This is a genomic window from Novosphingobium naphthalenivorans NBRC 102051 (genome assembly GCF_001590985.1).
GTDB classification, from domain to species: Bacteria; Pseudomonadota; Alphaproteobacteria; order Sphingomonadales; family Sphingomonadaceae; genus Novosphingobium; species Novosphingobium naphthalenivorans.
Window position 1 is genome coordinate 84044 of sequence record NZ_BCTX01000002.1, and the last position, 26787, is coordinate 110830.

General features: G+C 64.3%; 26 protein-coding genes and 1 tRNA gene. 10 read left to right on the top strand and 17 right to left on the bottom strand.

All coding sequences use genetic code 11. The annotated features are described in order from the left end of the window. Positions 1-50 precede the first annotated feature (50 nt). A complete protein-coding gene (locus NN5_RS01360) occupies positions 51-1271 on the top strand; it encodes a DUF445 domain-containing protein (RefSeq protein WP_067732255.1) in 1221 nt (406 codons plus the stop codon). Continuing rightward, positions 1268-1804 (top strand): GNAT family N-acetyltransferase, encoded by a 537-nt coding sequence (locus NN5_RS01365; protein ID WP_067732256.1) that lies wholly within the window; start codon positions 1268-1270, stop codon positions 1802-1804. Before NN5_RS01360 ends, NN5_RS01365 begins: the two co-directional genes overlap by 4 nt. Before the next feature lie 103 nt (positions 1805-1907). Here the strand turns inward: NN5_RS01365 and NN5_RS01370 are convergent, their stop codons facing one another. From NN5_RS01370 to sucC, 3 genes are all read right to left on the bottom strand, one after another. After that, positions 1908-2837 (bottom strand): electron transfer flavoprotein subunit alpha/FixB family protein, encoded by a 930-nt coding sequence (locus tag NN5_RS01370; RefSeq protein WP_067732257.1) that lies wholly within the window; start codon positions 2835-2837, stop codon positions 1908-1910. After that, a complete protein-coding gene (locus NN5_RS01375) occupies positions 2837-3583 on the bottom strand; it encodes an electron transfer flavoprotein subunit beta/FixA family protein (RefSeq protein WP_067732258.1) in 747 nt (248 codons plus the stop codon). Before NN5_RS01375 ends, NN5_RS01370 begins: the two co-directional genes overlap by 1 nt. Positions 3584-3799: 216 nt before the next feature. Beyond that, positions 3800-5002 (bottom strand): ADP-forming succinate--CoA ligase subunit beta, encoded by a 1203-nt coding sequence (sucC, locus tag NN5_RS01380; protein ID WP_067732304.1) that lies wholly within the window; start codon positions 5000-5002, stop codon positions 3800-3802. Positions 5003-5159: 157 nt separating this feature from the next. Between sucC and NN5_RS01385 the strand changes: the two genes are divergently transcribed. Continuing rightward, a complete protein-coding gene (locus tag NN5_RS01385) occupies positions 5160-5954 on the top strand; it encodes a 3'(2'),5'-bisphosphate nucleotidase CysQ (protein WP_067732259.1) in 795 nt (264 codons plus the stop codon). A gap of 154 nt (positions 5955-6108) precedes the next feature. Here the strand turns inward: NN5_RS01385 and NN5_RS01390 are convergent, their stop codons facing one another. Further along, entirely contained in the window at positions 6109-6783 is a 675-nt protein-coding gene (locus NN5_RS01390) for a YiaD family glycine zipper/OmpA-like lipoprotein (RefSeq protein ID WP_067732260.1), read from the bottom strand. Between the two features lie 193 nt (positions 6784-6976). On the opposite strand from NN5_RS01390, the gene NN5_RS01395 reads away from it, so the two are divergent. Next, on the top strand, positions 6977-8320 hold the full coding sequence (locus NN5_RS01395; RefSeq protein WP_067732305.1) for a hemolysin family protein: 1344 nt from the start codon (positions 6977-6979) through the stop codon (positions 8318-8320). An 85-nt stretch (positions 8321-8405) separates the two neighbouring features. Here NN5_RS01395 and NN5_RS01400 read toward each other — a convergent pair whose 3' ends face one another. From NN5_RS01400 to NN5_RS26205, 9 genes are all read right to left on the bottom strand, one after another. Further along, positions 8406-8816 carry a DUF3035 domain-containing protein gene (locus NN5_RS01400; protein WP_067732261.1) on the bottom strand — a complete coding sequence of 137 codons (411 nt, stop codon included), beginning with the start codon at positions 8814-8816 and terminating at the stop codon, positions 8406-8408. 10 nt (positions 8817-8826) lie between these two features. Next, positions 8827-9345, bottom strand: coding sequence for a signal peptidase II (gene lspA, locus NN5_RS01405; protein ID WP_174523863.1), 519 nt, complete (start codon positions 9343-9345; stop codon positions 8827-8829). Continuing rightward, the gene (gene ileS / locus NN5_RS01410) at positions 9342-12125 is read right to left on the bottom strand and encodes an isoleucine--tRNA ligase (RefSeq protein ID WP_067732262.1); all 2784 of its coding nucleotides are present in this window, start codon (positions 12123-12125) and stop codon (positions 9342-9344) included. Before ileS ends, lspA begins: the two co-directional genes overlap by 4 nt. A gap of 96 nt (positions 12126-12221) precedes the next feature. Beyond that, positions 12222-13157 carry a bifunctional riboflavin kinase/FAD synthetase gene (locus NN5_RS01415; protein ID WP_174523864.1) on the bottom strand — a complete coding sequence of 312 codons (936 nt, stop codon included), beginning with the start codon at positions 13155-13157 and terminating at the stop codon, positions 12222-12224. An 11-nt stretch (positions 13158-13168) separates the two neighbouring features. Next, the gene (locus NN5_RS01420) at positions 13169-13654 is read right to left on the bottom strand and encodes a dihydrofolate reductase (RefSeq protein ID WP_067732263.1); all 486 of its coding nucleotides are present in this window, start codon (positions 13652-13654) and stop codon (positions 13169-13171) included. 14 nt (positions 13655-13668) lie between these two features. Continuing rightward, positions 13669-14727, bottom strand: a complete 1059-nt coding sequence (locus NN5_RS01425; RefSeq protein ID WP_067732264.1) for a 5-(carboxyamino)imidazole ribonucleotide synthase — start codon at positions 14725-14727, stop codon at positions 13669-13671. A gap of 106 nt (positions 14728-14833) precedes the next feature. Then, a complete protein-coding gene (purE, locus tag NN5_RS01430) occupies positions 14834-15313 on the bottom strand; it encodes a 5-(carboxyamino)imidazole ribonucleotide mutase (protein WP_067732265.1) in 480 nt (159 codons plus the stop codon). A 1-nt stretch (position 15314) separates the two neighbouring features. Continuing rightward, the gene (gene gpmA, locus NN5_RS01435) at positions 15315-16001 is read right to left on the bottom strand and encodes a 2,3-diphosphoglycerate-dependent phosphoglycerate mutase (RefSeq protein WP_067732266.1); all 687 of its coding nucleotides are present in this window, start codon (positions 15999-16001) and stop codon (positions 15315-15317) included. 68 nt (positions 16002-16069) lie between these two features. Continuing rightward, positions 16070-16231 carry a hypothetical protein gene (locus NN5_RS26205; RefSeq protein WP_169800928.1) on the bottom strand — a complete coding sequence of 54 codons (162 nt, stop codon included), beginning with the start codon at positions 16229-16231 and terminating at the stop codon, positions 16070-16072. Between the two features lie 105 nt (positions 16232-16336). On the opposite strand from NN5_RS26205, the gene NN5_RS01440 reads away from it, so the two are divergent. From NN5_RS01440 to NN5_RS01455, 4 genes are all read left to right on the top strand, one after another. Continuing rightward, positions 16337-16411, top strand: a tRNA-Thr gene (locus NN5_RS01440). Between the two features lie 164 nt (positions 16412-16575). Beyond that, entirely contained in the window at positions 16576-19353 is a 2778-nt protein-coding gene (locus tag NN5_RS01445; RefSeq protein WP_067732267.1) for a TonB-dependent receptor, read from the top strand. Continuing rightward, positions 19353-20447: a phytase gene (locus NN5_RS01450; protein WP_067732268.1), complete on the top strand. Its 1095-nt coding sequence runs from the start codon at positions 19353-19355 to the stop codon at positions 20445-20447. Before NN5_RS01445 ends, NN5_RS01450 begins: the two co-directional genes overlap by 1 nt. A 154-nt stretch (positions 20448-20601) precedes the next feature. Then, the gene (locus NN5_RS01455) at positions 20602-21150 is read left to right on the top strand and encodes a lytic transglycosylase domain-containing protein (protein ID WP_245656131.1); all 549 of its coding nucleotides are present in this window, start codon (positions 20602-20604) and stop codon (positions 21148-21150) included. Between the two features lie 41 nt (positions 21151-21191). Here the strand turns inward: NN5_RS01455 and galU are convergent, their stop codons facing one another. After that, positions 21192-22073 carry a UTP--glucose-1-phosphate uridylyltransferase GalU gene (gene galU, locus NN5_RS01460; protein ID WP_067732269.1) on the bottom strand — a complete coding sequence of 294 codons (882 nt, stop codon included), beginning with the start codon at positions 22071-22073 and terminating at the stop codon, positions 21192-21194. A gap of 143 nt (positions 22074-22216) precedes the next feature. On the opposite strand from galU, the gene murA reads away from it, so the two are divergent. Then, on the top strand, positions 22217-23500 hold the full coding sequence (murA, locus tag NN5_RS01465; RefSeq protein ID WP_067732270.1) for a UDP-N-acetylglucosamine 1-carboxyvinyltransferase: 1284 nt from the start codon (positions 22217-22219) through the stop codon (positions 23498-23500). A gap of 68 nt (positions 23501-23568) precedes the next feature. Beyond that, positions 23569-23793 (top strand): hypothetical protein, encoded by a 225-nt coding sequence (locus tag NN5_RS01470; protein ID WP_067732271.1) that lies wholly within the window; start codon positions 23569-23571, stop codon positions 23791-23793. A 24-nt stretch (positions 23794-23817) separates the two neighbouring features. Here the strand turns inward: NN5_RS01470 and NN5_RS01475 are convergent, their stop codons facing one another. From NN5_RS01475 to phbB, 3 genes are all read right to left on the bottom strand, one after another. After that, complete coding sequence (locus NN5_RS01475) at positions 23818-24045, bottom strand: ribbon-helix-helix domain-containing protein (protein ID WP_067732272.1); 228 nt, start codon at positions 24043-24045, stop codon at positions 23818-23820. Between the two features lie 48 nt (positions 24046-24093). Beyond that, complete coding sequence (locus tag NN5_RS01480; protein ID WP_067732273.1) at positions 24094-25881, bottom strand: sensor domain-containing diguanylate cyclase; 1788 nt, start codon at positions 25879-25881, stop codon at positions 24094-24096. A 163-nt stretch (positions 25882-26044) separates the two neighbouring features. Next, positions 26045-26767 (bottom strand): acetoacetyl-CoA reductase, encoded by a 723-nt coding sequence (gene phbB / locus NN5_RS01485; RefSeq protein WP_067732274.1) that lies wholly within the window; start codon positions 26765-26767, stop codon positions 26045-26047. Between the last annotated feature and the right edge of the window lie 20 nt (positions 26768-26787).

Consider the following 26787-nt stretch of genomic DNA (forward strand, 5'->3'; position numbering starts at 1 on the left):
CGCAAGGCATGATGCCCGGCAGCAGGGCAGTGTCTGGCAGGCCGGGGCGAATGCATCTGTTCGCCACCGCGCTGCTGCTGGTCATGGCTGCGGCGTTCCTTGCGTTCCGGCGTCTGGCGGCACTCTATCCCGAATGGAGCGTGCCGCTCGGCTTTGCGATTGCCTTTGCCGAAGCGGCGATGGTGGGCGGCCTGGCCGACTGGTTCGCGGTGACGGCGCTGTTCCGCCGCCCGCTCGGACTGCCGATCCCGCACACCGCGATCATCCCGGTCAACAAGGACCGGATCGCCGATTCGATGGCGCGGTTCCTGCGCGACAATTTCCTGACGCCGCAGGTCGTGGCGCGCCGGCTGCACGGCTTCAATCTTGCCGCCAGTGCAGGGGCGTTCCTGGCCGATCCCCGCCGCGGCGATCAGTCGCGGCTGAGCGAAGGGGCGGCGGGCCTGTTTGCCGACGTGCTGGAATCGCTCGATCCCGAGCAGATGGGCGGCATGGTCAAGGCCGGGATGCGGCGCCAGCTGGAGAAAGTCGAACTGGCCCCGCTGCTCGGCCAGATGCTCGACAATGCGATCGCCGACAAGCGCCACCTGCCGGTGCTGGAAAGCCTGCTGCGCAAGATCGGCGAGACGGTGGAAGCCAACGAGCCGATGATCCGGACGATGATCCACCAGCGCGCCAACACGATCATGCGCTGGACCGGGCTCGATGAGCGGCTGGCCAACGGCGTGCTCGACGGCACGTACCGCCTGCTGGCCGAAGTGATCGTCCAGCCCGAGCATCCGCTGCGGGGCAAGATCGACGATGCGCTCACCAGGCTGGCGGACGATCTGCGAGGCGATCCCGCGATGCGCATCAAGGTGGAGCGGCTGAAGCTGGAACTGCTGGAAAACCCGGCCGTGGCCGCCTGGATGGATTCGATGTGGGAGCGCGCGCGCGAGGCACTGCTGCGGGCCATGCGCAATCCGGACAGGGCGCTGGCGGGAAGCCTTGGCGATTCGCTGGGCCAGCTCGGGCAGGCACTGGGCGAGGACGCGCGGCTGCAGGCGCTTGTGAACCGCTTCGCGCGCCGGACGCTGGTCGGCGTTTCCTCGCGCTATGGTTCGGAAATCGTGCGGCTGGTGTCGGAAACGGTGAAGCGCTGGGACGCCAAGACCGTGTCCGACCGTATCGAGGGTGCGGTGGGGCGCGACCTGCAGTTCATCCGCATCAACGGCACGGTCGTCGGCGGGCTTGTCGGCTTGGCCATCCACGCCGTAGATCGCTGGCTATGACCCAAGGCCCCGTTCTGACCACCGACCGTTTCGAGCTCTGGAAACCCGCCGCGGGCGATCTGGACGATCTCGTCCATCTGCTGGAAGGCGAGGACATGACGCGCTTTCTCGGCCCCGCGCGGCCGACGGCCCTGTCCCAGTTCGAACGCCTGCTCCGCAACGCGGGAAGCTGGGCGCTTTACGGCTACGGCATCTTCTATATCCGCCGGCCGGGGGAAAGCGGGATCATCGGCAGTTGCGGCGTGTTCCACTCCTGGCGCGGCTTCGGCAAGGGGATGGACGATACCCCCGAGGCCGGCTGGATCGTGCGGCGGGACTGGTGGGGCAAAGGCGTTGCCGGCGAGGCGATGCGCACGGTGCTGCCCTGGTTCGACGAGACGCACGGCCAGCGGCGAATCGCCTGCATGATCGAGGAGGGCAACACGTCCTCCGAACGGCTGGCGGCAGCGCTGGGCTTCGAGCCATGCGGCAGTCATGTGCCCGAGGACGGCGAGCGGACGGTGATCAACCTGTACGAGCGCGTGCCTGCGTGAAGGCAGCCGCATTTGCGGCCGGGCGTAGCCCCATAGCGGCGGCAAGCAAAAACCCCGGAAGTTTCCTTCCGGGGTTTTCGTTTTTAGAGCCGTTCGGCGCGGATCAGAGCTTGCTGGTCAGATCCGGCACGGCGTTGAACAGGTCCGCCACCAGGCCGATGTCGGCGACCTGGAAGATCGGGGCATCCTCGTCCTTGTTGATGGCGATGATGGTCTTGGAGTCCTTCATGCCGGCCAGGTGCTGGATCGCGCCCGAGATGCCGACGGCGATATAGACTTCCGGGGCCACGATCTTGCCGGTCTGGCCGACCTGGTAGTCGTTGGGCACATAGCCTGCGTCGACCGCAGCGCGCGAGGCACCGACAGCGGCGCCGAGCTTGTCCGCCAGCGGCATGATGTACTGCTCGAACGTGGCCGAGTCCTTCAGCGCACGGCCGCCCGAGACGATGATCTTGGCGCTGGTCAGTTCCGGACGCTCCGACTTGGCGACTTCGGCGCCCACGAAGCTGGAAAGACCCGCGTCACCGGCCCCGGCGACGTCTTCGATCGCGGCCGAGCCACCGGTGGCGGCGGCCTTCTCGAAGGCAGTGCCGCGCACGGTGATCACCAGCTTGGCATCGCTCGATTCGACGGTGGCGATGGCGTTGCCGGCATAGATCGGGCGGGTGAAGGTCTTCTCGCCCTCGACCGAGATGATGTCCGAAAGCTGCATCACGTCGAGCAGCGCGGCGACGCGCGGCGCAATGTTCTTGCCGGTGGTGGTGGCCGGGAACAGCACGGCGTCGTGATGGCCCATGAGGTCCACGATCAGCGGCGCCACGTTCTCGGCAAGGCCATGCTCGTAGGCGGCGTTGTCGGCGAGGTGGACTTTGCCCACGCCCGCGATCTGCGCAGCCTGTTCGGCGACGGCGCGGCAGCCCGAACCGGCGACCAGCAGGTGGACTTCACCGAGCTTCGATGCCGCGGTGACAGTGGCGAGCGTCGCGTCCTTCATCGACGCGTTGTCGTGTTCGACCCAAACAAGCGTCTTCATCAGGCGACTCCCATTTCCTTGAGCTTGGCGACCAGCGTATCGACGTCAGGCACCTTGATGCCCGCGCTGCGCACCGGCGGCTCGGAGACCTTGAGAGTCTTGAGGCGCGGGGCGGTGTCGACGCCATAGTCGGCGGGCGACTTGGTATCGAGCGGCTTCTTCTTGGCCTTCATGATGTTCGGCAGCGAAGCGTAGCGCGGCTCGTTGAGGCGCAGGTCGGTGGTGACGACCGCGGGCATGGCGAGCTTCACGGTCTCGAGACCGCCGTCGACTTCGCGCGTAACCGTCACGCTGTCGCCATCGATCTCGACCTTCGAGGCAAAGGTGCCCTGCGGACGGCCGAGCAGCGCGGCGAGCATCTGGCCGGTCTGGTTCGAATCGTCGTCGATCGCCTGCTTGCCGAGGACGACGAGGCCGGGATTCTCTTCGGCGACGATGGCCTTGAGGATCTTGGCAACGGCCAGCGGCTCGACTTCATCGTCGGTCTGGACGAGGATCGCGCGGTCGGCACCCATGGCCAGGGCGGTGCGGAGCGTTTCCTGGGCCTTGGCCGGCCCGACCGAGACCGCGATGATCTCTTCGGCCTTGCCTGCTTCCTTCAGGCGGATAGCTTCCTCGACGGCGATTTCGTCGAACGGGTTCATGCTCATCTTGACGTTGGCAAGGTCAACGCCGGTGCCGTCGGACTTCACCCGCGGCTTCACGTTGTAGTCGATCACCCGCTTTACGGGGACGAGGATTTTCATTGCGTGTCGTCCTCTCACTGGCGGCGCGGCAACAGTTTAACCGCGCGATTAATTCCGGTCGACGCGCTATTGCGTCCCCGATATTCCACGTCAAGCTTTCGTTGCGGCAGATGATTTCGCCACAGACGGCCAATATCGCAGATATGCAAAGCGGCGGAGACCGAAGTCCCCGCCGCCCAAGCTGTTTTTATTGCACGGTAAACCGGGCATGCGCCATCAGGCGGCGACTGCCTTGACTTCCGCGACGATCTTGGCGGCCGCGTCACCCAGGTCATTGGCGGGGACGATAGGAAGGCCGGAATTGGCAAGAATGTCCTTGCCCTGCTGAACGTTGGTGCCTTCGAGGCGGACCACCAGCGGAACCGAGAGGTTCACGTCCTTGGCCGCGGCAACGATGCCCTCGGCAATGACGTCGCACTTCATGATGCCGCCGAAGATGTTCACGAGGATGCCCTTCACGGCGGGGTCCGCGAGAATGATCTTGAACGCCGCAGTGACCTTTTCCTTGTTGGCGCCGCCGCCCACGTCGAGGAAGTTGGCCGGGAACATGCCGTTCAGCTTGATGATGTCCATCGTCGCCATGGCAAGGCCGGCGCCGTTGACCATGCAGCCGATGTCGCCATCGAGCTTGATGTAGGCAAGGTCGTACTTCGAAGCTTCGATTTCGGCCGGGTCTTCCTCGGTCTCGTCGCGCAGGGCGAAGATGTCGGGGTGACGGAACAGGGCGTTCGAATCGAAGCTCATCTTGGTGTCGAGCACGAGCAGTTCACCGCCCTTGCTTTCGACCAGCGGGTTGATCTCGAGCATGTCGCAGTCCATCGCCATGAAGGCGTCGTAGATCTGCTTGGCCAGCTTCTGGGCCTGCTTGTTGAGATCGCCCGAGAGCTTGAGCGCGAAAGCCACCGCGCGGCCGTGGTGCGGCTTGAAGCCTTCAGCCGGATCGATGGTGACGGTGGTGATCTTTTCCGGAGTCGAGTGAGCGACTTCCTCGATGTCCATGCCGCCTTCGGTGGAGACGATCATGGCGACGCGGCCGGTCTTACGGTCGACGAGCATCGAGAGGTAGTATTCCTTGGCGATGTCGACGCCGTCGGTCACGTAGAGGCGGTTGACCTGCTTGCCGGCTTCGCCGGTCTGCACGGTGACGAGGGTGTTGCCGAGCATTTCCTTGGCGAATTCCTCGACTTCCTCAACCGACTTGGCGAGGCGCACGCCGCCCTTGGCGTCGGGGCCGAGTTCCTTGAACTTGCCCTTGCCGCGGCCGCCGGCGTGGATCTGCGCCTTCACGACATAGAGCGGTCCGGGGAGCTGCTTGGCGGCCGCGACGGCTTCTTCGACGGTGAGCGCGGGGATGCCGGCGGGAATGCCGACGCCATACTTAGCAAGCAGTTCCTTGGCCTGATATTCGTGAATGTTCATCGCTGAATCGCTTTCTGCTGGAGTTTCCTCGGGGAAGGCGCGGGTGCCGAATTTTTGCAGCGCCGCATAAGCACATCCCTGCACGCTTGAAAAGTCCCGTTCCCTGCGCAATTTCATGCGGCAGGTTCGCCAGACAACCGAAAGAAGATATCCCCCCATGATCGATCGCGAGAAACTAGAAGCCATTGTCCGCGAAGCCGGCCGGATTGCGCTGGCTGGCTGGCCGGGCGATGGCCATGTGCTCGATCACTGGGAGAAGACGCCGGGCAGCCCGGTGAGCGCGATCGATCTGGAAGTGGATTCGTTTCTGAAGAAGGAGTTGCACGCGCTGCTCCCTGCGGCCGGATGGCTTTCCGAAGAAACCGTGGATGCCCCGGCGCGGCTGAAGGAGGCGCTGGTCTGGCTGGTGGATCCGGTGGACGGCACGCGCGATTTCATCCGCGGACGCACCGGCTGGGCGATCTCGGTGGCCCTGGTCAACACGCGCCGTCCGCTGCTCGGCTATCTCTATGCGCCTGCGCGGCGGCGCGAGGAGGGGGGCGAATTCTGGTCCGGAGAGGCTGGAAAGGGCGCCTGGCGTAATGGCGAGCGGCTTTCCGCCAGCCGCCGCGAATCGCTTTCCGGGGCGCGCGTGCCGGCCCACAAGCTGGCGCCCGAGGATGCGGACCTGCAACTTGTCGAGCAGCCCAACTCCATCGCGCTGCGCATGGCGATGGTGGCGGCGAACGAGGCCGACCTTCTGGCGACGCTGCGCTGGGGGTTCGAATGGGACATTGCCGCCGCCGGGCTGATCGCGCGTGAGGCCGGGGCGGTTGTCACCGATGCCTTCGGGCGCCCGCTCAATTACAACAAGCACGATCCGCGCGCGTTTGGCGTGCTGTGCGCTTCCAACGGCATTCACGCACAGGCGGTGGAGCGGCTGGCGGAGCGTGCCGAGCGTTTCTCGGCCTGATTGCTCCTCCCTGTTTCCGCAGGAAAGGGGGAGGATCGGCAATGTCTGACTACGCCCCATGCCATCCCGGAAACGGACATGAAAAAAGGGGCCGGCGCACTCGATTGCCGGCCCCTTTTCCAAATCCCGCGGGAGAGCGGAACTTTGAATTCGCTTATTTCGCGGCGTTGACCTCGTCGGTCGTCACCGGGGTGATCTTGATCTCTACGCGGCGGTTGAGCGCGCGGCCTTCGGGCGTGTCGTTGCTGGCCACCGGGTAGTTCTCGCCCATGCCCTGGGTCTGGATGCGGGCCGAAGAGACGCCGCGCATGGTCAGGTAGCGCGCGACCGAATCGGCGCGGCGCTTCGACAGGTCCATGTTGTAGGCGTCCGATCCGGTCGAATCGGTGTGGCCGTACACGTCGATCAGGCTGTTCGGGTACTGGGTCATCGACTGCGCGACCTTGTCGAGCGTCGCCTGGAACGAGGGGCTGATCGCGGTCGAATCGACGGCGAAGGTCACGTCGGGCAGGTTGACGAGGATGCCGTTGCCTTCCTGCGTGACATCGACGCCCGATCCGGCGGTCTGTTCCTTCAGTTCCTTGATCTGCTTGTCCATCTGGTAGCCGACGACACCGCCGGCCACGCCGCCAATGCCGGCGCCGACGATACGGGCGGTCCGGCCACCGATGACGCTGCCCAGCAGATAGCCAAGCCCGGCGCCGCCGACGCCGCCGATCGCGGTGCGCGAAACTTTCTTTTCGCCGGTGTTGGGGTCGGTAACGCAGGCGGATACCGCGATGAGCGACAGGGCCGCTGCGGCCGAAGTGATCAGGCGCGATTTCAACATGGTGTGTCCCTTCCTCTGTTAGTCGCTTGCCGGGGTTTCTGTGTGGTAGTGAACATGAATGGCAAATGGATGATGGTGTCACAACACATCGGGGGAACCGGTGTTCCCGCGGGCCGTTCCTGCAATCTTTGACAGGGGTATGTTTCGCCAGCTCTTCGCGAATGCTTCATTCTCTGCTAGCGCTGCGCCTATTGTGACGCCCTTTCCCTGGACCGACCTCCTCATCATCGCCGGCCTGATCCTGATCAATGGCCTGTTCTCCATGTCGGAGCTGGCTATTGTTTCTGCCCGTCCCGCGCGCCTGAAGGTCGCGGCGGAGAAGGGCAGCGGCGCGGCGAAGACGGCGCTGGAGCTTGCTGCCGATCCCGGCAAGTTCCTGTCTACCGTGCAGATCGGCATCACGCTGATCGGCATTGTCGCCGGTGCCTATTCGGGCGCCAGCCTGGGCGAGCCGGTGGGCGAGCGGCTGGTGCGGCTGGGCCTGCCCGAAAGCATGGCGAGCGAGGCCGGGTTCACGCTGGTGATCATCGCCACGACTTATGGCAGCCTGGTAGTCGGCGAACTGGTGCCCAAGCAGCTCGCGTTGCGGCTAGCCGAGCCGGTGGCGCTGATGATGGCGCGGCCGATGTTCTGGCTGGCGCGCGTCATGGCGCCGTTCGTGTGGCTGCTCGACAAGTCTTCCGGCGTGATCCTGCGCCTGTTCTCGATACGCGGCGGGTTGCAGGAGCAGCTCACGGCCGAAGAACTGCAGATGATCTTCGCCGAAGCCACCCGGTCGGGCGTGATCGAGGAAGAGGAGCGGGCGATGATGGCCGGCGTCATGCGTCTGGCCGACCGCCCGGTGCGCGAACTGATGACGCCGCGCAACCAGATCGACTGGATCGACGTCGATGCCGACGAAGCGGCCCTGCGTGCCAAGATCGAGGCTTCGCCCCACTCGCTGCTGCCGGTGGCCGACGAGGATACGCCCGACAATGTGATCGGCATTCTCAAGGTGCGCGAAGTGCTGGCCGCCCTCGTTGCCGGAGCCCCCGTGGATATCCGGGCGATGATGAAGAAGGCCGAAGTCATTCCCGATCAGCTCGATGCGATGGACGCGCTGCGCAAGCTGCAGATGGCCGAAGTGGCGATGGCGGTCGTGCATGACGAATATGGCCATCTCGAAGGTCTCGTCACCCCGTCGGACGTGCTAGCGGCGCTGGCCGGCACGTTCGTCAGCCACCAGGACGAAGGCGACGAGCCGATGGTCGTCGAGCGCGAGGACGGCTCGCTGCTGGTCTCGGGCGCGATGCCGGCCGACGCTCTGGCCGACCGGCTGGACCTGACCTTACCCGAAGACCGTGAATTCGCGACCCTGGCCGGCTATGTGCTGGCCGTGCTCAAGAAAGTGCCCAAGGAAGGCGAGCACTTCTCCGATCAGGGCTGGCGCTTCGAAGTCGTCGACATGGACGGCCTCAGGATCGACAAGGTGCTTGTCGAACTGGTCGAGCGCTTTGACGAGGAAGAGGCGGATGACGGCGTGAGCGGTGACGGATAGCGTTCGCCCGGCTGCTCCTCAGGAATGCCCCGACGAAAAAGGCCGGACTTTCGCCCGGCCTTTTTGCATTCGGTAATCGGAGGGTTCAGCCGCCGATCGAGGTCTGCGCGTCGCGGCCGTCGCCTTCGGGGGCGGCGAGGATCGCGCGGGTCACCTGGCCCTTGGCGACCGTGTAGGTGCCCGGATCGCCCACGCTGGAGCGGATACCGGCATCTGCCGTCCCGGCCATGCCCAGCGTGGTCCTTTCGATGTCGCTGCGGGCCTGCGGGCCACCGAACAGCGCATCGAGCGTCTTCTGCTGGAGATTGTCGTCGGCCGGGCGCGGCTCACCCTGCTTCGGCGGGCTCAGCGAGAAATCGGGCGGTACGACCAGCGGAGACTGGCGCTGCACTGCGAACTCGTCGGGACGATTGCGGTTGAACAGCCCGGTGCTGCCGCAAGCCGACAGCAGGACCGCTCCGGTCGTGACGAGGATCAGGGCACCGGTTTTCTTCATAGGTATCAAATCAACTCTCCGGAGCGGGTTCGGCCGTAGCGTCCGGCTTTTCGCGCGAAAGCAGGGATCGGGCAAGGATAATCAGGACGCCGATCGTAATCGCGGCGTCGGCAAGGTTGAAAATCAGGAACGGGCGCCATTCGCCGAAGTGCAGGTCGGCATAATCGATGACGAAGCCGTGCAGGAATCGGTCGCGGATATTGCCCGCCGCGCCGCCCAGCACGAGCGACAGGGCGGCGATATCGCCCAGCTTGCGTTCGCGCATGATCCATATGAGGACGAACGCCGCGATCGCTCCGGTCATCGCCACCAGCGCCCAGCGGCCTTCGGGCGAGCCGGCCGTGAACAGGCCGAGCGAGACACCGAAGTTCTGCGTGTAGCGCAAGTCGAAGACCGGCAGCAGGCCGATCACATGCACTTGCTCAAGCCGCAGCGGCCCGGTGAGCCAGCCTTTGATCGCCTGATCGACAAGAAAGATCAGCGCCGCGATCAGCAGCCCGGCAATGCGGTTGCGCATTGCGCGGTTCATGCGTCCTCCGTGGCGCCCACGACCTCGTCGCAGCGGCCGCACAGGGCGCCGTCTTCCGAAACTTCCGGAAGGTGGCGCCAGCAGCGGCCGCACTTGTGGTCGGTGGTGGGAGTGACAGTCACGTCATCGCCTTGGCCGCGCGACACTGTCGCAGTGATGAACAGCTCTGCCAGATCGGCTTCGGGCGCGTCCTGCGGCACAGTGACATGGGCGGCGAGGCTGGAGCCGATCACTTTCTCGCGCCGCAGCGGTTCGATCGCTTCGGTGACCTTTTCACGCAGGGCGCGAAGCTGTTGCCACTTGTCCATGTCCGCTTCGGCCTCGGGCACCTTGGGCCATTCGAGCAGGTGAACGCTGCCGCCTTCGGGATAGCGCGTGGTCCAGACTTCCTCTGCGGTGAACACCGTGACCGGCGCGGACCAGCGCACCAGTGCGTGGAACAGCGTGTCGAGCACGGTGCGATAGGCACGGCGCTTGGGATCGGCCGGGCTGTCGCAATAGAGGCAGTCCTTGCGGATATCGAAGAACAGGGCCGAAAGGTCCTCGTTGCAGAAATCCAGCAGTTCGCGGACGTAAGTGTTGAAGTCGAAGTCCGCCACGGCTTGGCGCAGCGTCTTGTCCAGCTTGCCGGTGAGTGCCAGCACATAGCGCTCCAGCTCGGGCATCTCGGCCACGGGCAGGGCTTCGGACTCGTCGTAATCGGCCAGGGCGCCGAGCAGGTAGCGCATGGTGTTGCGCAGCTTGCGGTACTGGTCGGCGATACCCTTCAGGATCTCGTCGCCAATGCGGTGATCCTCGGTGAAATCGACCGAGAGCGCCCAGAGGCGAATGATGTCGGCGCCGTACTGTTCCATCACCTTGAGCGGGTTGACGGTATTGCCGAGCGACTTCGACATCTTGAGGCCCTTGGCATCCATGGTGAAACCATGGGTCAGGACCGCCTTGTAAGGGGCATGGCCGCGCGTTGCGCACGATTCCAGCAGCGAGGACTGGAACCAGCCGCGATGCTGGTCGCTGCCTTCCAGATAGAGATCGGCGGGCGGCCCCTTGTAGTCCGCCGGGCGCATGAGATCGGGCCACTTGCCCGATTCGAGCACGAAAGCGTGAGTCGAGCCCGAATCAAACCATACGTCGAGAATGTCGGTGATCCGCTCGTATTCCTCGGCCGAATAGGCATTGCCGAGGTATTCCTGGGCCCGCTCGTCGTTCCAGGCATCGACGCCCTTTTCGCGGATGGCGGCGATGATGCGCGCATTGACCTCGGGATCGGCGAGGTACTCGCCGCTCTTGCGGTGGACGAACAGCGTGATCGGCACGCCCCAGGCACGCTGGCGCGAGAGCACCCAGTCGGGCCGGGTGTTGACCATGGCGCTGATGCGGTTGCGGCCCTTGGCGGGCACGAAGCGGGTTTCCGCCAGCGCGTCCCACGCGGTTTCGCGCAAGGTGAGGCCATGCTTGGGGATCGGCTTGTCCATCGGCACGAACCACTGCGGGGTGCAGCGGAAGATCACCTTGGCCTTGGACCGCCACGAGTGCGGGTAGGAGTGCTTGTAGTCCGCGCTCGCCGCCAGCAGGCCGCCCGCTTCGCGCAGCGCCGTGCAGATCGGGCCATCGGGCGCGTTGAACTTCGGATTGATGACCGAACCCTCGCCGCCGAGCCAGGCCCAGTCGGCGCGGTACTTGCCATCACCCTCGACCGCGAACTTGGGGCCGATGCCATGGGCCTTGCACAGCTCGAAGTCGTCCTCACCATGGTCGGGTGCCATGTGGACAAGACCGGTGCCGCTTTCGGTGGTGACGAAATCGCCGGGCAGGAACGGACGCGGCTCGGCGAAGAAGCCGCCGAGGTGATGCATCGGATGGCGGGCCTTGGCGCCTTCGAGGAGCGGGCCCTTCACGTACATCTGGAAGTCGTAGCCGTCCTCGTCGAGGCGCTTGCAGAATGCATCGACCAGCGGTTCGGCGATGAGGTACTTCTTTCCCGCGACCAGAATCTGCAGGTAATCGATCGGCTTGCCATAGGCGATCGCCTGGTTGACCGGGATCGTCCAGGGCGTGGTGGTCCAGATGACGGCCGTGGTGCCGACCAGCTCGGGGCACTCGGGCGCCTCAATGATTTCGAAGCCGACGTCGATCTGGGTCGAGACGATATCCTCGTATTCGACTTCGGCATCGGCCAGCGCGGTCTTTTCGACCGGAGACCACATCACCGGCTTGGCGCCGCGATAGAGCATACCGGTTTCGGCGAACTTCATCAGTTCCGAAACGATCGTCGCTTCGGCATCGAAATCCATCGTCAGGTAGGGGTGGTCCCAGTCGCCGCCGATGCCGAGGCGCTTCAATTGCTCGCGCTGCACATTGACCCAGTTCTGGGCATAGGCGCGGCACTCGGCCCGGAATTCCTCGGGCGGAACCTCGTCCTTGTTCTTCTTTTTCTTGCGGTATTCTTCCTCGATCTTCCACTCGATAGGCAGGCCGTGGCAGTCCCAGCCGGGCACATAGGGCGCATCCTTGCCAAGCAGGGTCTGCGTGCGCACCACCATGTCCTTGAGGATATGGTTAAGTGCGTGGCCGATATGCATATCGCCATTTGCGTAGGGCGGGCCGTCGTGCAGGATGAACTTTTCGCGGCCCCGGCGGTGCTCGCGGATCGTCTCGTAAATGTTCTGATCCTGCCAACGCGCGAGAATACCCGGCTCCTTCTGGGGGAGCCCGGCTTTCATGGGGAAATCGGTCTTCGGCAGGAAGACGGTGCTACGGTAGTCGCGCTGCTCGGTCATGATCGGCGGGCGTTAACGTAAATGCCTTAACGTTGGAAGAGTGCGCAGTGCGTACAAACCACTTGTAGGCGCGAGAGAATCGCGATCAGGCCAAAGTCAGGCGGGTGGCCCGGCCAGCAATTCGCGCGCCTTGACGCAATCGGCGGCAATCTGCGCGATCAGCGCGTCGAACGAGGGGAACTTGGCCTCGGGACGAATGAAGTGGTGGAAGAACACTTCGATCTCCTGGTCATAGAGATCTTCCGAAAAGTCGAAGAAGTGCGGTTCTAGCAGTTCCTTGGGCACGTCGAACTGCGGCCGGATGCCCAGATTCGCAGCGCCGGGCAGCACGCGGCCATCCGGCAGGCGCCCGGTCACGGCATAGACGCCGAAATGCGGGCGCAGATAAGACCCCAGCGCGATGTTCGCGGTGGGAAAGCCCATTTCGCGGCCCAGCTTGTCGCCGTGCTGCACGGTGCCGCGCACCGCGAAAGGCCGGGTCAGCAGGCGTTCGGCGGTGGCGCAGTCGCCGGCGATCAGGGCATCACGGATGCGGCTGGAGGAAATCACGCCTTCCGCATCGCGCACCGGCCCGACGGTCCGGCCCGAAAGGCCGAATCGGGCTCCTACCTCGCACAGCACTTGCGGATTGCCCGAGCGGCCCTTGCCGAAAGTGAAATCCTCGCCCGTGACGACGCCCGCCGCGCCGAGGTGGCCGGCCAGTTCCTTCTCGACCCAGTCGGCGGCACCCATCGTTGCCATGGCCCTGTCGAAATGCAGCACCAGCATGGCATCGGCGCCCGCCGCGCCGAACAGATCCTCGCGCTGGTCGAGCGTGGTCAGCCGGAACGGCTCGGCATCGGGCTGGAACAGGCGCACCGGATGCGGATCGAAAGTGGCGACGATGGCCGGGCGGCCTTCGGCGCGCGCCCAGCGGATCGCTTCGCCGACAACGGCCTGATGGCCCTGGTGGAACCCGTCGAAATTGCCCAGCGCGACAATGGCGCCGCGCAGCGATTCGGGGATGGGGTGGCGGTTGTCGAGGCGAATCATTTCGGCAGGGCCTATAGGTCGCGGATCAGTGTCACGAAAGCGTAAGGCGGCGTATCGCCTTGCGCGGGATGCTCTTCACGGGCGATTTCGCGCCATTCGGAGCCGAGCGGGGGCATCACGGTGTCGCCTTCGTAGTCGGCGTGCACTTCCGTGAGTTCGACACGGCGGGCACGGGGCAGCAACAGGGCATAGATTTCCGCGCCGCCAATCACCGGGACTTCGCCTTCGCCGGCCAGCGCCAGCGCGTCGTCCACCGAACAGGCGGTTTCGGCACCTTCGGCGTGCCATGCGCAGTCGCGGGTCAGCACGATATGGCGGCGGCCGGGCAGGGGAGAGGGAAAGCTCTCGAACGTCTTGCGCCCCATGATCATCGGCTTGCCCATGGTCATGGCCTTGAAGCGCTTGAGATCGGCGGAAAGCCGCCAGGGCAGGGTGCCGTCCCGGCCGATCACGCCATTGGCTGCGCGCGCGTAGATGAGGAAGAGGTCCTGTGTCACGCCGCCTGCCCGCCTCAGTCCAGCGTCAGCCGGGTGACATGGCCCATCTTGCGTCCGGGGCGCGCGGCGGCCTTGCCGTAGAGATGCAGGTGATTGGCCGGGTCGGCAAGGATCGCGGGCCAGTCGTGCGCCTCGTCACCGATCAGGTTGCGCATCTCGACCGCCTGGGCCGCGAGCCGGGTTTCGCCCAGCGGCAGGGCGCAGATCGCGCGCACATGGTTCTCGAACTGGCTGGTGACGGCGCCTTCGATGGTCCAGTGGCCCGAATTGTGGACGCGCGGGGCCATCTCGTTGAACACCGGCCCCTCTTCGGTCGCGAAGAATTCCAGCGTCAGCACGCCCACATAGTCCAGCGCTTCGGCGACTTTGGCCGCGAGCGCGCGGGCGGCAGGCACTTGTTCGCGCAGCGCGGCAGGCGCGGGCACAGTGCTCACGGCAAGAATTCCGCTCTCGTGGACATTGTGCGCCGAATCGAAGAAGCGGATGTCGCCGTCCCTGCCCCGGCAGAGGATCACGGAAAATTCGGCGAAGAAGGTGACGAAGCCTTCGTAGATCAGCGGCTTGGCGGGCAGATCGAGCGCCTGACCATCTTCTGGCGTCATGATTCGCCACTGGCCCTTGCCGTCATAGCCGTCGCGCCGGGTCTTGAGGATGCCGGGTGCACCGATCGCGGCGATGGCCGCGGCGAGGTCTTCCGTCGAATCGACCGGGGCGAAGGGCGCGGGCGTGCCGCCCAGTTCGGTCACGAAGCGCTTTTCGGTGAGCCGGTCCTGCGCGGTTTCGAGCGCGCGCGGATGGGGAAGCAGCGGCACTTCGCCCAGCGCGGCCAGCGGAGCGACCGGCACGTTCTCGAACTCGTAGGTGACGACGGCGCAGTCGGCGGCGAAGGCGGCCATGGCCTTGCCGTCATCCCAGCTCGCGCACGTGAAGGCCGCGGATACTTCGGCGGCGATCGAATCGCCCTCGGGCGCATAGATGTGGCAGCGGTAGCCGAGCTGCGCGGCCGCCATCGCGATCATCCGGCCAAGCTGGCCGCCGCCAAGGATACCGATGGTTTCGCCGGGTGCGATCATGAGTGCGCTGCCAATCGTCCTTCGACAGGCTCAGGATGAGCGGAGTTTGAGTTGCGGGACATAGTCCGCTCATGCTGAGCCCTGAGCGTGTCGAAGGGGCGAAGCATCAGGACGGCCGTTCGGCGACGCTGGCGGTCTGCGCGGCGCGGAACGCCTGCAGCCGCTCGGCGAGCGCATCGTCGCTGGTCGCCAGGATCGCGGCGGCGAGCAGGCCGGCATTGGCCGCGCCCGCCTCGCCGATCGCCAGCGTGCCGACGGGGATACCGGCGGGCATCTGCACGATCGAAAGCAGGCTGTCCTGCCCCGAAAGCGCTTTCGACTGCACTGGCACGCCCAGCACCGGCAGATGCGTCATCGAGGCGACCATGCCCGGCAGATGCGCGGCGCCGCCCGCACCGGCGATCACGACCTTGAAGCCTTCCGCTGCCGCCCCTTTGGCGAAATCCACCAGACGGTCGGGCGTGCGGTGCGCGGAGACGATTCGCGCGTCATAGGCCACGCCCAGCTTGTCCAGCATGTCGGCGGCGCGTTGCATGGTCGGCCAGTCGGACTGGCTGCCCATGATGATGGCGACAGGCGCTGCCATCTTACCGCTCCGACAGGTAATAGCGGTCGAGCACCGCCAGATCGGCGTCGAGATCATAGACGATCGGTTGGCCGGTCGGAATTTCGAGTCCGGTGATCTCGTCGTCGGAAATGCCCGAGAGGTGCTTCACCAGCGCGCGCAGGCTGTTGCCGTGCGCGGCGACGAGCACGGTGGCGCCCGCCTTGAGGTGCGGCACGATCGAGCTTTCATAGTACGGCAGGACGCGCGCGATGGTGTCCTTCAGGCTTTCGGTCTGCGGCACGTCGATACCGGCATAGCGCGGATCGTTCGAGAGATCGAACTCGCTGCCGCGTTCGAGCACCGGCGGCGGCGTGTCGAAGCTGCGGCGCCAGATCTTGACCTGCGCCTCGCCGTGCTTGGCGGCGGTTTCGGCCTTGTCGAGGCCGGTCAGGCCGCCATAGTGGCGCTCATTGAGGCGCCAGTCCTTGGTTTCCGGGATCCACAGCACGCCTGCGGCTTCCAGCGCGAAGTGCAGGGTCTTGATCGCGCGGGTCTGCACGGAGGTGAAGGCGATGCTGGGCAGCATGTCCTTTTCCTTGAGCAGCGCACCGGCGGCGCGGGCTTCGGCCTCGCCCTTCTCGGTGACATCGACATCCCACCAGCCGGTGAAACGGTTTTCGAGGTTCCACTGGCTCTGGCCGTGGCGGAGAAGGATCAGGCGAGGCAAGGCGGGCTCCCTATTGGCTTGCAGTGCCGCGTTTCCTTGCGGCTTTCGCGAAAGTCAGGCCGCAGCCCCTAGCTTTCCGGGGACGATTTGGAAAGCCTGCCCGATTCGCTATCTTCGCTCTGCTGCCGTGAGGACACGGCCCGCGCCTGCGCCTTGCGCCGGTGCAGGTTTTCGCGCAGTTTGGCGGCGAGGCGTTCTTCACGCGTCAGCTTGCCCGGGGTCTCTTCCATGGGCAGGCCATGCCGCCTGCGCGGGGAAAGCGCAAGCGGCGCTTGACAATTGCCGCGCACGCGGACAATAGCGCGCCCCTGTCCCGGCGAGACCGGGCTGACGGCGCTGCTGTAGCTCAGTGGTAGAGCGCACCCTTGGTAAGGGTGAGGTCGGGAGTTCAATCCTCCCCAGCAGCACCATTCTTCCCGACATGACCGGCTTCTGGAATCGGCGCGATAGTGCGACCGTGACCGATTTGCCGCATCTGCGAACTGTCATCGAACTGTCTCGGGAATGGCACCCGGTTGTCACGGAGCGTGACTAGGCCCCCTGCAACTCGCTCGCAACAGGGGTCCCCTTAACCATGAAAACGTCCCTCCGCCTCGTCGCGGGGCTGCTCGCCTCGGCTTCTTTCGCAACCATTGCTCATGCAGGGGATCTCTCCGGTAACGTTTCAGACGCCACCGGTGCCCGCCCTCTGCAGTCGGCCACGGTAAAAATTTTGGAGCTCGACCGCGCGACCCAGACCGAACGCGATGGCAGCTATATCTTCGCGGATATCCCTGCGGGCGAATATACAGTGGAAGTGAGCTACGTCGGCGCCGTCGTGGAAACGAAGACGATCTCGGTTCCGGCAACGGGCCGCGTGCAAGGCAATTTCACGCTGGCCGGCATCGGCGGCGGCGACATCCTGGTGGTTGGCCAGGCCGCCAACCAGGCGAGCTCGCTTTCGCGCAAGAGAGCTGCGGACGGCATTGAAGATGTGCTCACTCGCGACGCGGTCGGCGAGTTCCCGGACCAGAACGTGGCCGAATCGCTGCGCCGCCTGCCGGGCATCAACATTCTCAACGACCAGGGCGAAGGCCGCTTCGTTTCGGTGCGCGGCCTCGACCCGAACCTCAATGCGACCTCGCTCAACGGCGTGCGTGTTCCTGCTCCGGAAGCGGACGTGCGCGAAGTGGCGCTCGACGTTGTCAGTTCCGACACGATCGAATCGATCGAAGTGAAGAAGTCGCTGACGCCGGACATGGACGGCGATGCCATCGGCGCCTCGATCGAGATCAAGACCACCAGCGCCTTTGACCGCAAGAAGGATTACTACGCGATCCGCGCCGAGGGCAGCTACAACGATTACAACGGCCAGATCACGCCGAAGGGCAGCTTCGACTTTTCGAAGCGGCTGGGTGACAACTTCGGCGTTGCCGGCTCGGTCAGCTATTACAAGCGCAAGTTCGAGACCGATAACAACGAATCGGACCCCTGGAAGCTCACCGACGATGGCGTGGCCTACAGCCCGCAGATCGAATACCGCGACTATGACGTGACGCGCACGCGCATCAACGCTTCGCTCAATTTTGATTGGCGTGCGAGCGACACCACCAAGGTCTACCTGCGCGGCAACTGGTCGCAGTTCGACGACCACGAATACCGCCGCCGCACGACGTTCAACTTCGAGGACGCGAGCGACATCACTGCCACCGCCAACGGTGTGAGCTTCACCGATACCGACGGTACGATCGAGGTCACGCGCGACCTCAAGGACCGCTTCGAGCGCCAGCGTATCCGCACTGTGGCTCTGGGTGGGGACACCGATACCGGCACCTGGAAGTTTAACTGGCTGGCCAGCTACGCCAAGTCCAGCGAGGAAGAGCACGGCTCAATCGATCCGATCGCCTTCCGCAGCAAGTTCGAGGATGATGGCGTTGCCATCGACTGGGATTATTCGGACGTGCGCGTCCCGTTCTACACGATCACCAGCGGTGCCGACGACGTCAACGACGCGAGCAATTACAAGCTCAACAAGATCGAAGTGACGACCCTTTCCGACAGTCAGGACGAGGAATACGCCCTCAAGGCCGATCTCGCCCGCACTTTCGCGACCGACACTGGCGATTTCACAGTTCAGGCCGGTGTGAAGCAGCGCTGGCGCAAGAAGACCTACAACAAGACGCAGACCGACTATGGCAAGGACAAGTCGCTCTCGATGGAGGACTATCTAGGCACCCAGACTTATCGTCTGCACGGCATCGATCTGGGGCCGGTGCTGGCCAAGTCCGCTGGCGTCGATTTCATGTCCGACTATGCCGACATCCTCGAAATCAACGAAGACGATACGCTGATCGATTCGGCGGCGGACGATTACGGTGCAACCGAAGACATTACTGCCGCCTATGCCTTGGCCCGCTGGGACTCCGACACACTGCGCCTGATCGGCGGCGTGCGCATGGAGCACACGCGCAACGTGCTCAACGGCAACCTTTACAACACCGATACGCTGGTCATCACGCCGGTGGAATACAAGCGCAGCTATACGACCTGGCTGCCGAGCCTGACGGCTCGCTGGAACAATGCGGAAGGCAACGTTGTCGCCCGCGTGGCCGGCTACAAGAGCCTGATGCGTCCGAACCTCAAGGACATGGCGCCGCGCTATTCGTACAACGACGATTATGAGGCGGAGTTCGGCAACCCCTACCTCAAGCCCTATCAGGCCTGGAACCTGGACTTTGGCGTGGAATACTACTTCACCGGCAACGGCGCGGTGACGTTCAGTGCCTTTTACAAGAAGGTCGATGATTTCATCGTCACCCGCTACTACGATGATGGCACCGACGTGACGACGGGTCTCGATTACACCGAACTGCGTATCGCTGAAAACGGAGATACGGCGAAGATTGCCGGTTTCGAGGTCGGCTACAGCCAGGCCTACACGATGCTGCCGGCCCCGTTCGATGGCCTGCTGACCCAGGTGAATTACACATATTCCTACTCGAAGGGCACGGTCTACGATACCGACGGGAACGCCTACCGCACTTCTCTGCCGTCGAACTCGCGCAATACCTTCAATGTCGTGCTGGGTTATGACAAGGGCCCGCTCGACTTGCGTCTGGCGGGCACTTACCGCGACAAGTATCTCGACGAGCTGGGCGACAGCCAGGATCAGGACCGCTGGGTCGACAACCACTTCCAGCTCGACTTCTCGGGCAAGCTGGAGATCATCGACGGGGTGAAGCTGACCGTCGATGTCATCAACATCAACAATGCCAAGTACTATGCCTATGAGAACTACGCTGGAGCCAAGCGCCTGCTGCAGTTCGAAAAGTATGGTCCGACATACAAGTTCGGCGTGAAGGCGAACTTCTGATGATCGCCATCCACCCGATCATCAAATACGGGCCGGGAGCATTGCTCCCGGCCTTCCTGCTTGCCGGCTGTGCGACGACGTCCGTGATGCCCAAGCCCTATCTGCCCGCAGTCGATGTGCCTGCGCTTGCGGAGACCGATCCGGTCGGAACCGGCCATGCCGATGCCGCCGACGATCCGGCGATCTGGCGCAACGCGGCCGATCCGGCCGCCAGTCTGATCGTTGCCACGGACAAGAAGGCCGGGCTCTATGTCTATGGGCTCGACGGCAAAGTGCGCGATTTCGTGGCGGCAGGGGCGCTCAACAACACCGACTTGCGCACGGTGCGGCTGGCCGATGGATCTTCGCGCATTCTCGTCGGTGCCAGTGACCGCACCGACAAGGCCGAGCCGCGCATTGCCCTGTTCAGCCTCAATGGTTCGACGGCGAAGCTGACCGAACTGGGAACCGAGCCGTTCCTGCCCGCAGGGCACGCACCGGCCGAGGCCTATGGCTTCTGCATGGGCGCGCCGCTGGCGGCGGGAGAGCTGGCGCGGGCCTATGTCGTGCTGAAGGACGGCACAGTAACGGAAAGCCGTCTGGTCGAGCGCGGTGGCGCGATCGTGCCGGAGCATCTGCGTGATGTGAAGTTCGCGACCCAGTCCGAAGGCTGCGTGGTCGATGATGCCACGCATACGCTCTACGTGGCTGAGGAAGATGCCGGTATCTGGCGCGTGGCGCTGGCGGCACCCGCTCTGGCTGGTGAGGCATTTGCGCGCGTTGGAGCGGCCGATGGTCTCGTCGATGATATCGAGGGGCTCGGGATCGCCCGCGAAGCCGATGGCCGGGGCTGGCTCGTGGCATCGAGCCAGGGGGACAATGCCTATGCGCTGTTCGATCTCGGCACCGGCGCGTTCACCGGACGCTTCCGCATCCACGGCGGTGCGATCGATGGCACCAGTGATACCGACGGGATCGAGGTCGTGCTGGGCGATTTCGGGCCGGAGTTCCCGGAAGGCCTGTTCGTTGCGCAGGATGGCGACAACGCGCCACAGGCGCAGAACTTCAAGCTGCTCTCGTGGCGTGCGATTCGCGAGGCTCTCGGTATCCGTTGAACTTGCCGCAGGCATGGGCCGTGGCGAGCGGCTTGAGTGCCATGCCGCCTTTGCGGTATGGGCGGCGGATGTTTGGGGACTTGCAACCGTGAATCTGCGTTCCGTACTCGGTATCGCCTTGGTGACGGGGCTGTTTGCCGCGCCGTCGGTGGCCATGGCCGATGTTATGCAGATTGGCGCTTCTGGTGCGGAGTGGATTGCGGGCGGTCCTCGGGCGGGCGGCACGGCCGATTCGCAGATGGTGCAGGACACGCCGCTGGCCGTGGACGCCGCGCTTCACCCGCAATCCATGACAGTCGCGGAGGAGGCGGCGGGGCCGGTCCGCTGGCGCACCCGTGTTGCGGAACTGGCGGCAAAGTACGACATCAGCCCGGCCTTGCTCGAAGCCGTCGTCTGGCAGGAAAGCCGCTGGAACGAGCGTGCCGTCTCTCCGGCCGGGGCTCGCGGTCTTGCCCAGCTGATGCCGGGCACGGCCGCTCAGATGGGCGTCAATCCCGGCGATCCGATGGCTAACCTGGAAGGCGGCGCGCGCTATCTGCGGATGCAGCTCGATGCTTTCGGCGGCGATGTCGAGAAAGCCCTGGCGGCATACAATGCCGGGCCGCTGCGGGTCGAAAAGGCAGGCGGCATTCCCAACATCCGCGAAACGAAGGCCTATGTGGCCGCCATCATGGGGCGGCTGACGGATACAGTCCGCCCGTAGCAACGGCGAGGGGCTGGCCGTGCTGCCCCTGCGCCTTGTGATCAGTCCACCATTTTCCGGACCACTTCGCGTATTTCTGCGCCCATGTCCTCGCGGTCGAGGGCGATGGCGAGTGTCGCTTCGACGAAACCGACTTTCGATCCGCAGTCGAAACGGCGGCCGTTGAAGGTGACGGCGTGAAACGGCTGTTCGCCGATCAGTCTGGCCATCGAATCGGTCAGCTGGATCTCGCCGCCGGCGCCTTTGCCCTGATTCGCCAGCAGGTCCATGATTTCGGGCTGCAGGATGTAGCGGCCTGAAACGATCTTGTTCGAGGGGGCATCCGCGACTTTGGGCTTTTCGACCAGGCCCTTGACCTCAGTGAGATTGCCCTTGCTCTCGCCAGGGGTGATCACGCCGTAGCTGGAGACTTCTTCCATCGGCACTTCGAGCACGGAAACCAGGTTCCCGCCGACTTCGTTGTAGGCCTCGATCATTTGCGCCATGCAGCCGGGCGAGCCGTACATCAGTTCGTCCGGCAGGAAGATCGCGAAGGGCTCATCGCCGACGACCGCCCTTGCGCACCACACGGCATGTCCCAGCCCCAGCGGTACCTGCTGGCGCACGGTGACGAGGTTCCCGGGCTCGATTCGCGTCGGGGCCAGCACATTGAGTGACTTTCCGCGCCCCGTCATCGTTGCTTCGAGCTCGTAGGCAGTGTCGAAATGCTCGACGATGGCGGTCTTTCCGCGCCCCGTTACGAACACGAATTCCTCGATCCCCGCTTCGCGCGCTTCGTCGACCGCGTACTGGATCAGCGGCCTGTCGACGACCGGAAGCAGTTCCTTGGGAATGGCCTTGGTGGCCGGCAGGAAGCGTGTACCCAGGCCTGCGACCGGGAAGACCGCCTTGCGGACGGGCCTTCGGAAGTTCGTTTCACTCATGGGATGCTGCATTTCCTCCTGTATTGCGGGACAGTCTAGGCTGCTTGATCCGACACATGCAACTGGTGCCGGATCATTTAACAGCGCCTGTCATCGTCTGCTTCCCCCGTTGCCGTGCCCGCGTTTCCCGCTAAATGGCGAGGATGGACAAGATCATTATTGAGGGCGGAAAACGCCTGTCAGGCACTATCCCGGTTTCCGGCGCAAAAAATGCAGCGCTCACCCTGTTGCCATGTGCGTTGCTGACAGATGAGCCGCTGACTCTGCGAAACCTGCCCCGCCTCGCCGACATCGACGGGTTCCAGCACCTGATGAACCAGTTCGGCATCTCGACGATGATCGCGGGGTCGCGTCCGGAAGATTTCGGCCGCGTCATGACTCTGCAGGCGACCCGTATCACCAGTTCGGTCGCGCCTTACGATCTCGTTCGCAAGATGCGCGCCTCGATTCTGGTGCTTGGCCCGATGCTGGCGCGTATGGGCGAAGCGACCGTGTCGCTGCCCGGCGGCTGCGCGATCGGCAACCGCCCGATTGATCTCCACCTCAAGGCGCTGGAAGCCTTCGGGGCGACTATCGAGCTGGCCGCGGGTTACGTGCGGGCGATCGCGCCCGATGGCGGCTTGCCCGGCGGGCGCTATTCCTTCCCGGTCGTGTCCGTCGGAGCGACCGAGAATGCGCTGATGGCGGCGGTTACGGCGCGCGGAAAGTCCGTTCTCAACAATGCTGCGCGTGAACCCGAGATCGTTGACTTGTGCAACCTGCTGGTAGCGATGGGCGCCGAGATTGAAGGCATCGGCACGTCGGAACTTACGATCCATGGCGTGCCGCGCCTGCATGGGGCGACCTACATGGTCATGCCCGACCGTATCGAGGCAGGGTCCTATGCCTGCGCAGCGGCGATCACCGGCGGCGAAGTCACGCTCAAGGGCGCGAAGATCGAGGATATGGAAGCGACCGTGCAGGCGCTGCGCGATGCCGGCGTCCATGTCGAGGCGGTTCCCGGCGGGCTTCATGTCGCGGCGGAGGGCAAGCTTCGCCCGGTGACGATCTCGACGGCCCCCTATCCGGGTTTTGCGACTGACATGCAGGCCCAGCTCATGGCGCTGCTCTGCCTGGCCGAGGGATCGAGCGTCCTGACCGAGACGATCTTCGAGAACCGCTACATGCATGTGCCCGAACTCAACCGCATGGGCGCGCATATCGAGACCAAGGGGCGCACCGCCATCGTCCACGGCGTGGAAAAGCTCCATGGTGCCGAAGTCATGGCCACGGACCTGCGTGCTTCGATGAGCCTTGTCATCGCCGGTCTGGCGGCCGAAGGGCAGACCCAGGTCCACCGCCTCTATCACCTCGACCGCGGCTACGAGCGGCTGGAAGAAAAGCTGGCTCTCGCCGGCGCGCAGATCGAACGGGTCGGCGGGGACTGAGGAACCTGCCGCGCCCGCCGTGCGTTTTTCCTCCACAAACCCGCAAGGCATATTGGAGGAATCTCGACATGGGCCTGATCAAGTTGGCCGCCGCCGGCGTGGCCGGTTACGCGATCTACAAGTATGCGATGCACGGCAGGGGCAGTAAGCCGGCCCATGCCGGAAACGGTCACTTCACCGACGTGCGCGATGCCGGGCCGGAAAACATGAAATCCAGGCCCGGCCCTTGGTCGAAAACCGACGAGGCGATCGACGAAAGCTTTCCGGCCAGCGATCCGCCAGCCACATATTGACCAGCCACGTATTGATCTGCCGGTTCAGGGTTTCGCGGCGAGCCACACCCTGATCGCACTGGCGAGCCCGGGCGGGGTCTGCGCTTCGAGGCGTTCCGCGTCGATGCGCGCCACCAGGGCGTTGACCGGGACGCCCTCACGAATCGCCGCCGCTTTCAGCATGTCCCAGAACACCGGTTCGAGGCTGATGGAGGTCTTGTGTCCGGCGATTTCGACCGAGCGTTTGACCGGCGGGTGGTAAAGCGATGTCATGCGTGCAGTCTAGCTGCTCCGTCGCGGCTGCGGAATGGGCGGCGGGCTTCAGGCCGCTGCCCGCACGCAACCACGTCCCTGATGCTTGGCATCGTACAGGGCGATGTCGGCCGCGTCGAAGAACTGTCCGCGGGACATATTGGGATGCAGTTCGGCAATGCCGCAACTGATCGAGGCGTGCAGGCTGACATTGGACTGTTCGAACACCGGCATATACTGGAAAGACGCCGTCAGGCGTTCGCAGGCGGACCGGGCGATCTTCATGTCCCCATCAAACAGGATGGCGAACTCGTCTCCGCCGAGGCGGCCGACGATGTCGGTGTTTCGTGTACTCGCCTTGATGCGCGTGACGACTTCCTGAAGCACTTTGTCACCGACGGTGTGTCCGAAGGTGTCGTTTATGGACTTGAAATGGTCCACGTCGATCAGGGCCAGCGACACTTGCCGCGTGGCGTCCTTTACCGCTTCGTCGAGGCGCTGCCTGAAACCCTTGCGGTTGAGAGCGCCAGTCAGGTCATCCGTTTCCGCCATTTTCGATATCGCGACTTCCTTCGCTTTGCGTGCCGAGATGTCGCGCAGCGTGACGATGGTTCCCAGCCGGATACCATCGCGCTTGACGAGGCCGGTTGAGGCTTCGAGCGTAATGTCCGGGCGCAGCTTCGGGGTGAATTCGGCCGTCGCCTGTTCGTGTCCTTCCGCTGTTCCCGGTAGTATCGGGCCAGATAGAATTGGGCACAACATGCCGGTCCGTTCGGCGATCTCCGGCAGGGACGCGCCAAGCAGGTCCCGGGGCTTGACGCCGAGGTAGTCTTCAAGCCGTCCGTCGGCCCACCGGCAGATTCCGGCCAGATCGAAGCTGATGATGCCGTCGGGCGAATTGCTCATGATCAGGTGCAGCGCTTTCTCCCGCTCGGCCAGGCGAGTCAGTGCCTCGGTATTGGCCGAAACCGTGGCGGCCACCGGCAGGGCGGTGCACAGCAGGATGCCCAGATAGACCTGAAAGAAGATCGCGTCGAAGTCCGAACTCTGGTCCATCAGGTTTACCGGCCCCAGGCCGCGATACGTGGCCACCCCGCCGATCAGGGCAACCATGATGACACCGGCCTGCGTGCCCAACCTGCCCAAACGGAAGGAGAGCAGGAGCAGGGAACAGATGGGCAGGTACAACAGCGCCATTGTGTTCTGGCTGAACACGGCGGCGGTCAGTGCGATATGCGTGGCATGCAGGCCGATGGCTTCAAACCGTCCCAGCCAGCTCCGTTGGGTATAGCAGCGCAGGTAGCCCCCATCGAGAAGGCTCTTGAGCACCGGGGTTACGATCAGCAGGCCCAGCGCATTACTGGCAAACCAGCGCACGAAAGACGGCCCAAATGGCTCGCCATAGTTGATCAGCGATGCCAGCGATCCCAGGAACGCGCCGAGAGCGGGCGCCAGGATGCCGGCGGAAAACAGAAAATGCAGGGAAGAGCGGGTGTCGGCCAGAAGCTCGTCGCCCGAGTTCGACCGTTGCAGCAGTACGGCGGCGATGGCGGTCTGCGCCATGTTGATCGCACCATAGAGCAGAAGTCCGGCCATCCATCCGCGGGTGACGCCGTTGGCGGCAAGGTTGCCCGCCCAGCCAGCCAGGATGATCACGGGCCACCGGCGCCGGGGAGAGGCCAGCAGCAGGGCCAGAATGATGGCATCGGCAGGCCAGACCGTCGCGTGATTGCGGCCGTCGCTGGTCAGCCGGATCGTTGTCGCGGCAATCAGGAAATAGCCGATCGCGCCAGTCAGCGCCGCTTTCAGAGAGGTGGAACGGGCCACTCGCCCGATCAGATCAACCGCATTATTCATCCATCGCCTGATGGCAAATAATAGTTAATCCGGCATTGATTTCCGGGTGCGGGACGCCCTCGGACAGAAATTTGCAATTGATTGAATCCGCGGCAATTCAAGGGGGTGGGCGAACAGGTCCGCCCTGCCTTGGCAGGCCGGACGTTGTCCGCCCCCGTCCGGATTAATACATGTGCTGGCCGCCGTTGATGCTCATCGTCGAGCCGGTGATGAACGCGGCATTTTCAGAGCAGAGGAAGGCGACGCCGCGGGCAATCTCGTAAGCATGGCCAAGACGGCCCACCGGGATTTTCGCGACGATCTTTTCCAGCACCGGTGCGGGCACGGCGGCCACCATGTCGGTGTCGATATAGCCCGGAGCGATGGCATTCACAGTCACGCCGTACTTGGCACCTTCCTGCGCCAGCGCCTTGGTGAAGCCGTGAATGCCGGACTTGGCAGCGGCGTAGTTGACCTGGCCATACTGGCCGGCCTGGCCGTTGATCGATCCGATGTTCACGATGCGGCCCCAGCCGCGTTCGCGCATACCGGGAAAGCAGGCCTTGGCCATGTTGAAGCATCCGCCGAGGTTGATGCGCATCACCTCGTTCCAGTCTTCGAAGCTCATCTTGTGAAGCACGCCGTCACGCGTGATGCCGGCGTTGTTGACGACGACATCCACCGGGCCCACTTCCTCGGCGACTCGGGCGCAGCCTGCCAGTGTCGCCTCGTGATCGCCGACGTCCCACTTATAGGCCGGAATGCCTGTCTCCTCGGAGAAGGCTTTGGCTTTTTCGTCGTTGCCAGCATAGTTGGCAACCACTGTATGACCCCGGTCTTTCAGGGCCAGCGAAATGGCCTTACCGATACCTCTGGTCCCGCCCGTAACAATTGCAACGCGTGCCATATCCAGCCTTTCGTTTAGTG

Coding starts and splice junctions, on each gene's coding strand:
- NN5_RS01400 (WP_067732261.1), bottom strand. CDS start 8,816: ATGAAGAAAACCGGTGCCCTGATCCTCGTCACGACCGGAGCGGTCCTG.
- NN5_RS01385 (WP_067732259.1), top strand. CDS start 5,160: ATGATCGATCGCGAGAAACTAGAAGCCATTGTCCGCGAAGCCGGCCGG.
- murA (WP_067732270.1), top strand. CDS start 22,217: ATGGACAAGATCATTATTGAGGGCGGAAAACGCCTGTCAGGCACTATC.
- phbB (WP_067732274.1), bottom strand. CDS start 26,767: ATGGCACGCGTTGCAATTGTTACGGGCGGGACCAGAGGTATCGGTAAG.
- NN5_RS01470 (WP_067732271.1), top strand. CDS start 23,569: ATGGGCCTGATCAAGTTGGCCGCCGCCGGCGTGGCCGGTTACGCGATC.
- galU (WP_067732269.1), bottom strand. CDS start 22,073: ATGAGTGAAACGAACTTCCGAAGGCCCGTCCGCAAGGCGGTCTTCCCG.
- purE (WP_067732265.1), bottom strand. CDS start 15,313: ATGGCAGCGCCTGTCGCCATCATCATGGGCAGCCAGTCCGACTGGCCG.
- NN5_RS01475 (WP_067732272.1), bottom strand. CDS start 24,045: ATGACATCGCTTTACCACCCGCCGGTCAAACGCTCGGTCGAAATCGCC.
- NN5_RS01365 (WP_067732256.1), top strand. CDS start 1,268: ATGACCCAAGGCCCCGTTCTGACCACCGACCGTTTCGAGCTCTGGAAA.
- NN5_RS01415 (WP_174523864.1), bottom strand. CDS start 13,157: ATGATTCGCCTCGACAACCGCCACCCCATCCCCGAATCGCTGCGCGGC.
- NN5_RS01450 (WP_067732268.1), top strand. CDS start 19,353: ATGATCGCCATCCACCCGATCATCAAATACGGGCCGGGAGCATTGCTC.
- NN5_RS01370 (WP_067732257.1), bottom strand. CDS start 2,837: ATGAAGACGCTTGTTTGGGTCGAACACGACAACGCGTCGATGAAGGAC.
- NN5_RS01480 (WP_067732273.1), bottom strand. CDS start 25,881: ATGAATAATGCGGTTGATCTGATCGGGCGAGTGGCCCGTTCCACCTCT.
- ileS (WP_067732262.1), bottom strand. CDS start 12,125: ATGACCGAGCAGCGCGACTACCGTAGCACCGTCTTCCTGCCGAAGACC.
- NN5_RS01425 (WP_067732264.1), bottom strand. CDS start 14,727: ATGATCGCACCCGGCGAAACCATCGGTATCCTTGGCGGCGGCCAGCTT.
- NN5_RS01445 (WP_067732267.1), top strand. CDS start 16,576: ATGAAAACGTCCCTCCGCCTCGTCGCGGGGCTGCTCGCCTCGGCTTCT.
- sucC (WP_067732304.1), bottom strand. CDS start 5,002: ATGAACATTCACGAATATCAGGCCAAGGAACTGCTTGCTAAGTATGGC.
- NN5_RS01390 (WP_067732260.1), bottom strand. CDS start 6,783: ATGTTGAAATCGCGCCTGATCACTTCGGCCGCAGCGGCCCTGTCGCTC.
- NN5_RS01455 (WP_245656131.1), top strand. CDS start 20,602: ATGGCCGATGTTATGCAGATTGGCGCTTCTGGTGCGGAGTGGATTGCG.
- NN5_RS26205 (WP_169800928.1), bottom strand. CDS start 16,231: ATGGAAGAGACCCCGGGCAAGCTGACGCGTGAAGAACGCCTCGCCGCC.
- lspA (WP_174523863.1), bottom strand. CDS start 9,345: ATGAACCGCGCAATGCGCAACCGCATTGCCGGGCTGCTGATCGCGGCG.
- NN5_RS01360 (WP_067732255.1), top strand. CDS start 51: ATGCATCTGTTCGCCACCGCGCTGCTGCTGGTCATGGCTGCGGCGTTC.
- NN5_RS01375 (WP_067732258.1), bottom strand. CDS start 3,583: ATGAAAATCCTCGTCCCCGTAAAGCGGGTGATCGACTACAACGTGAAG.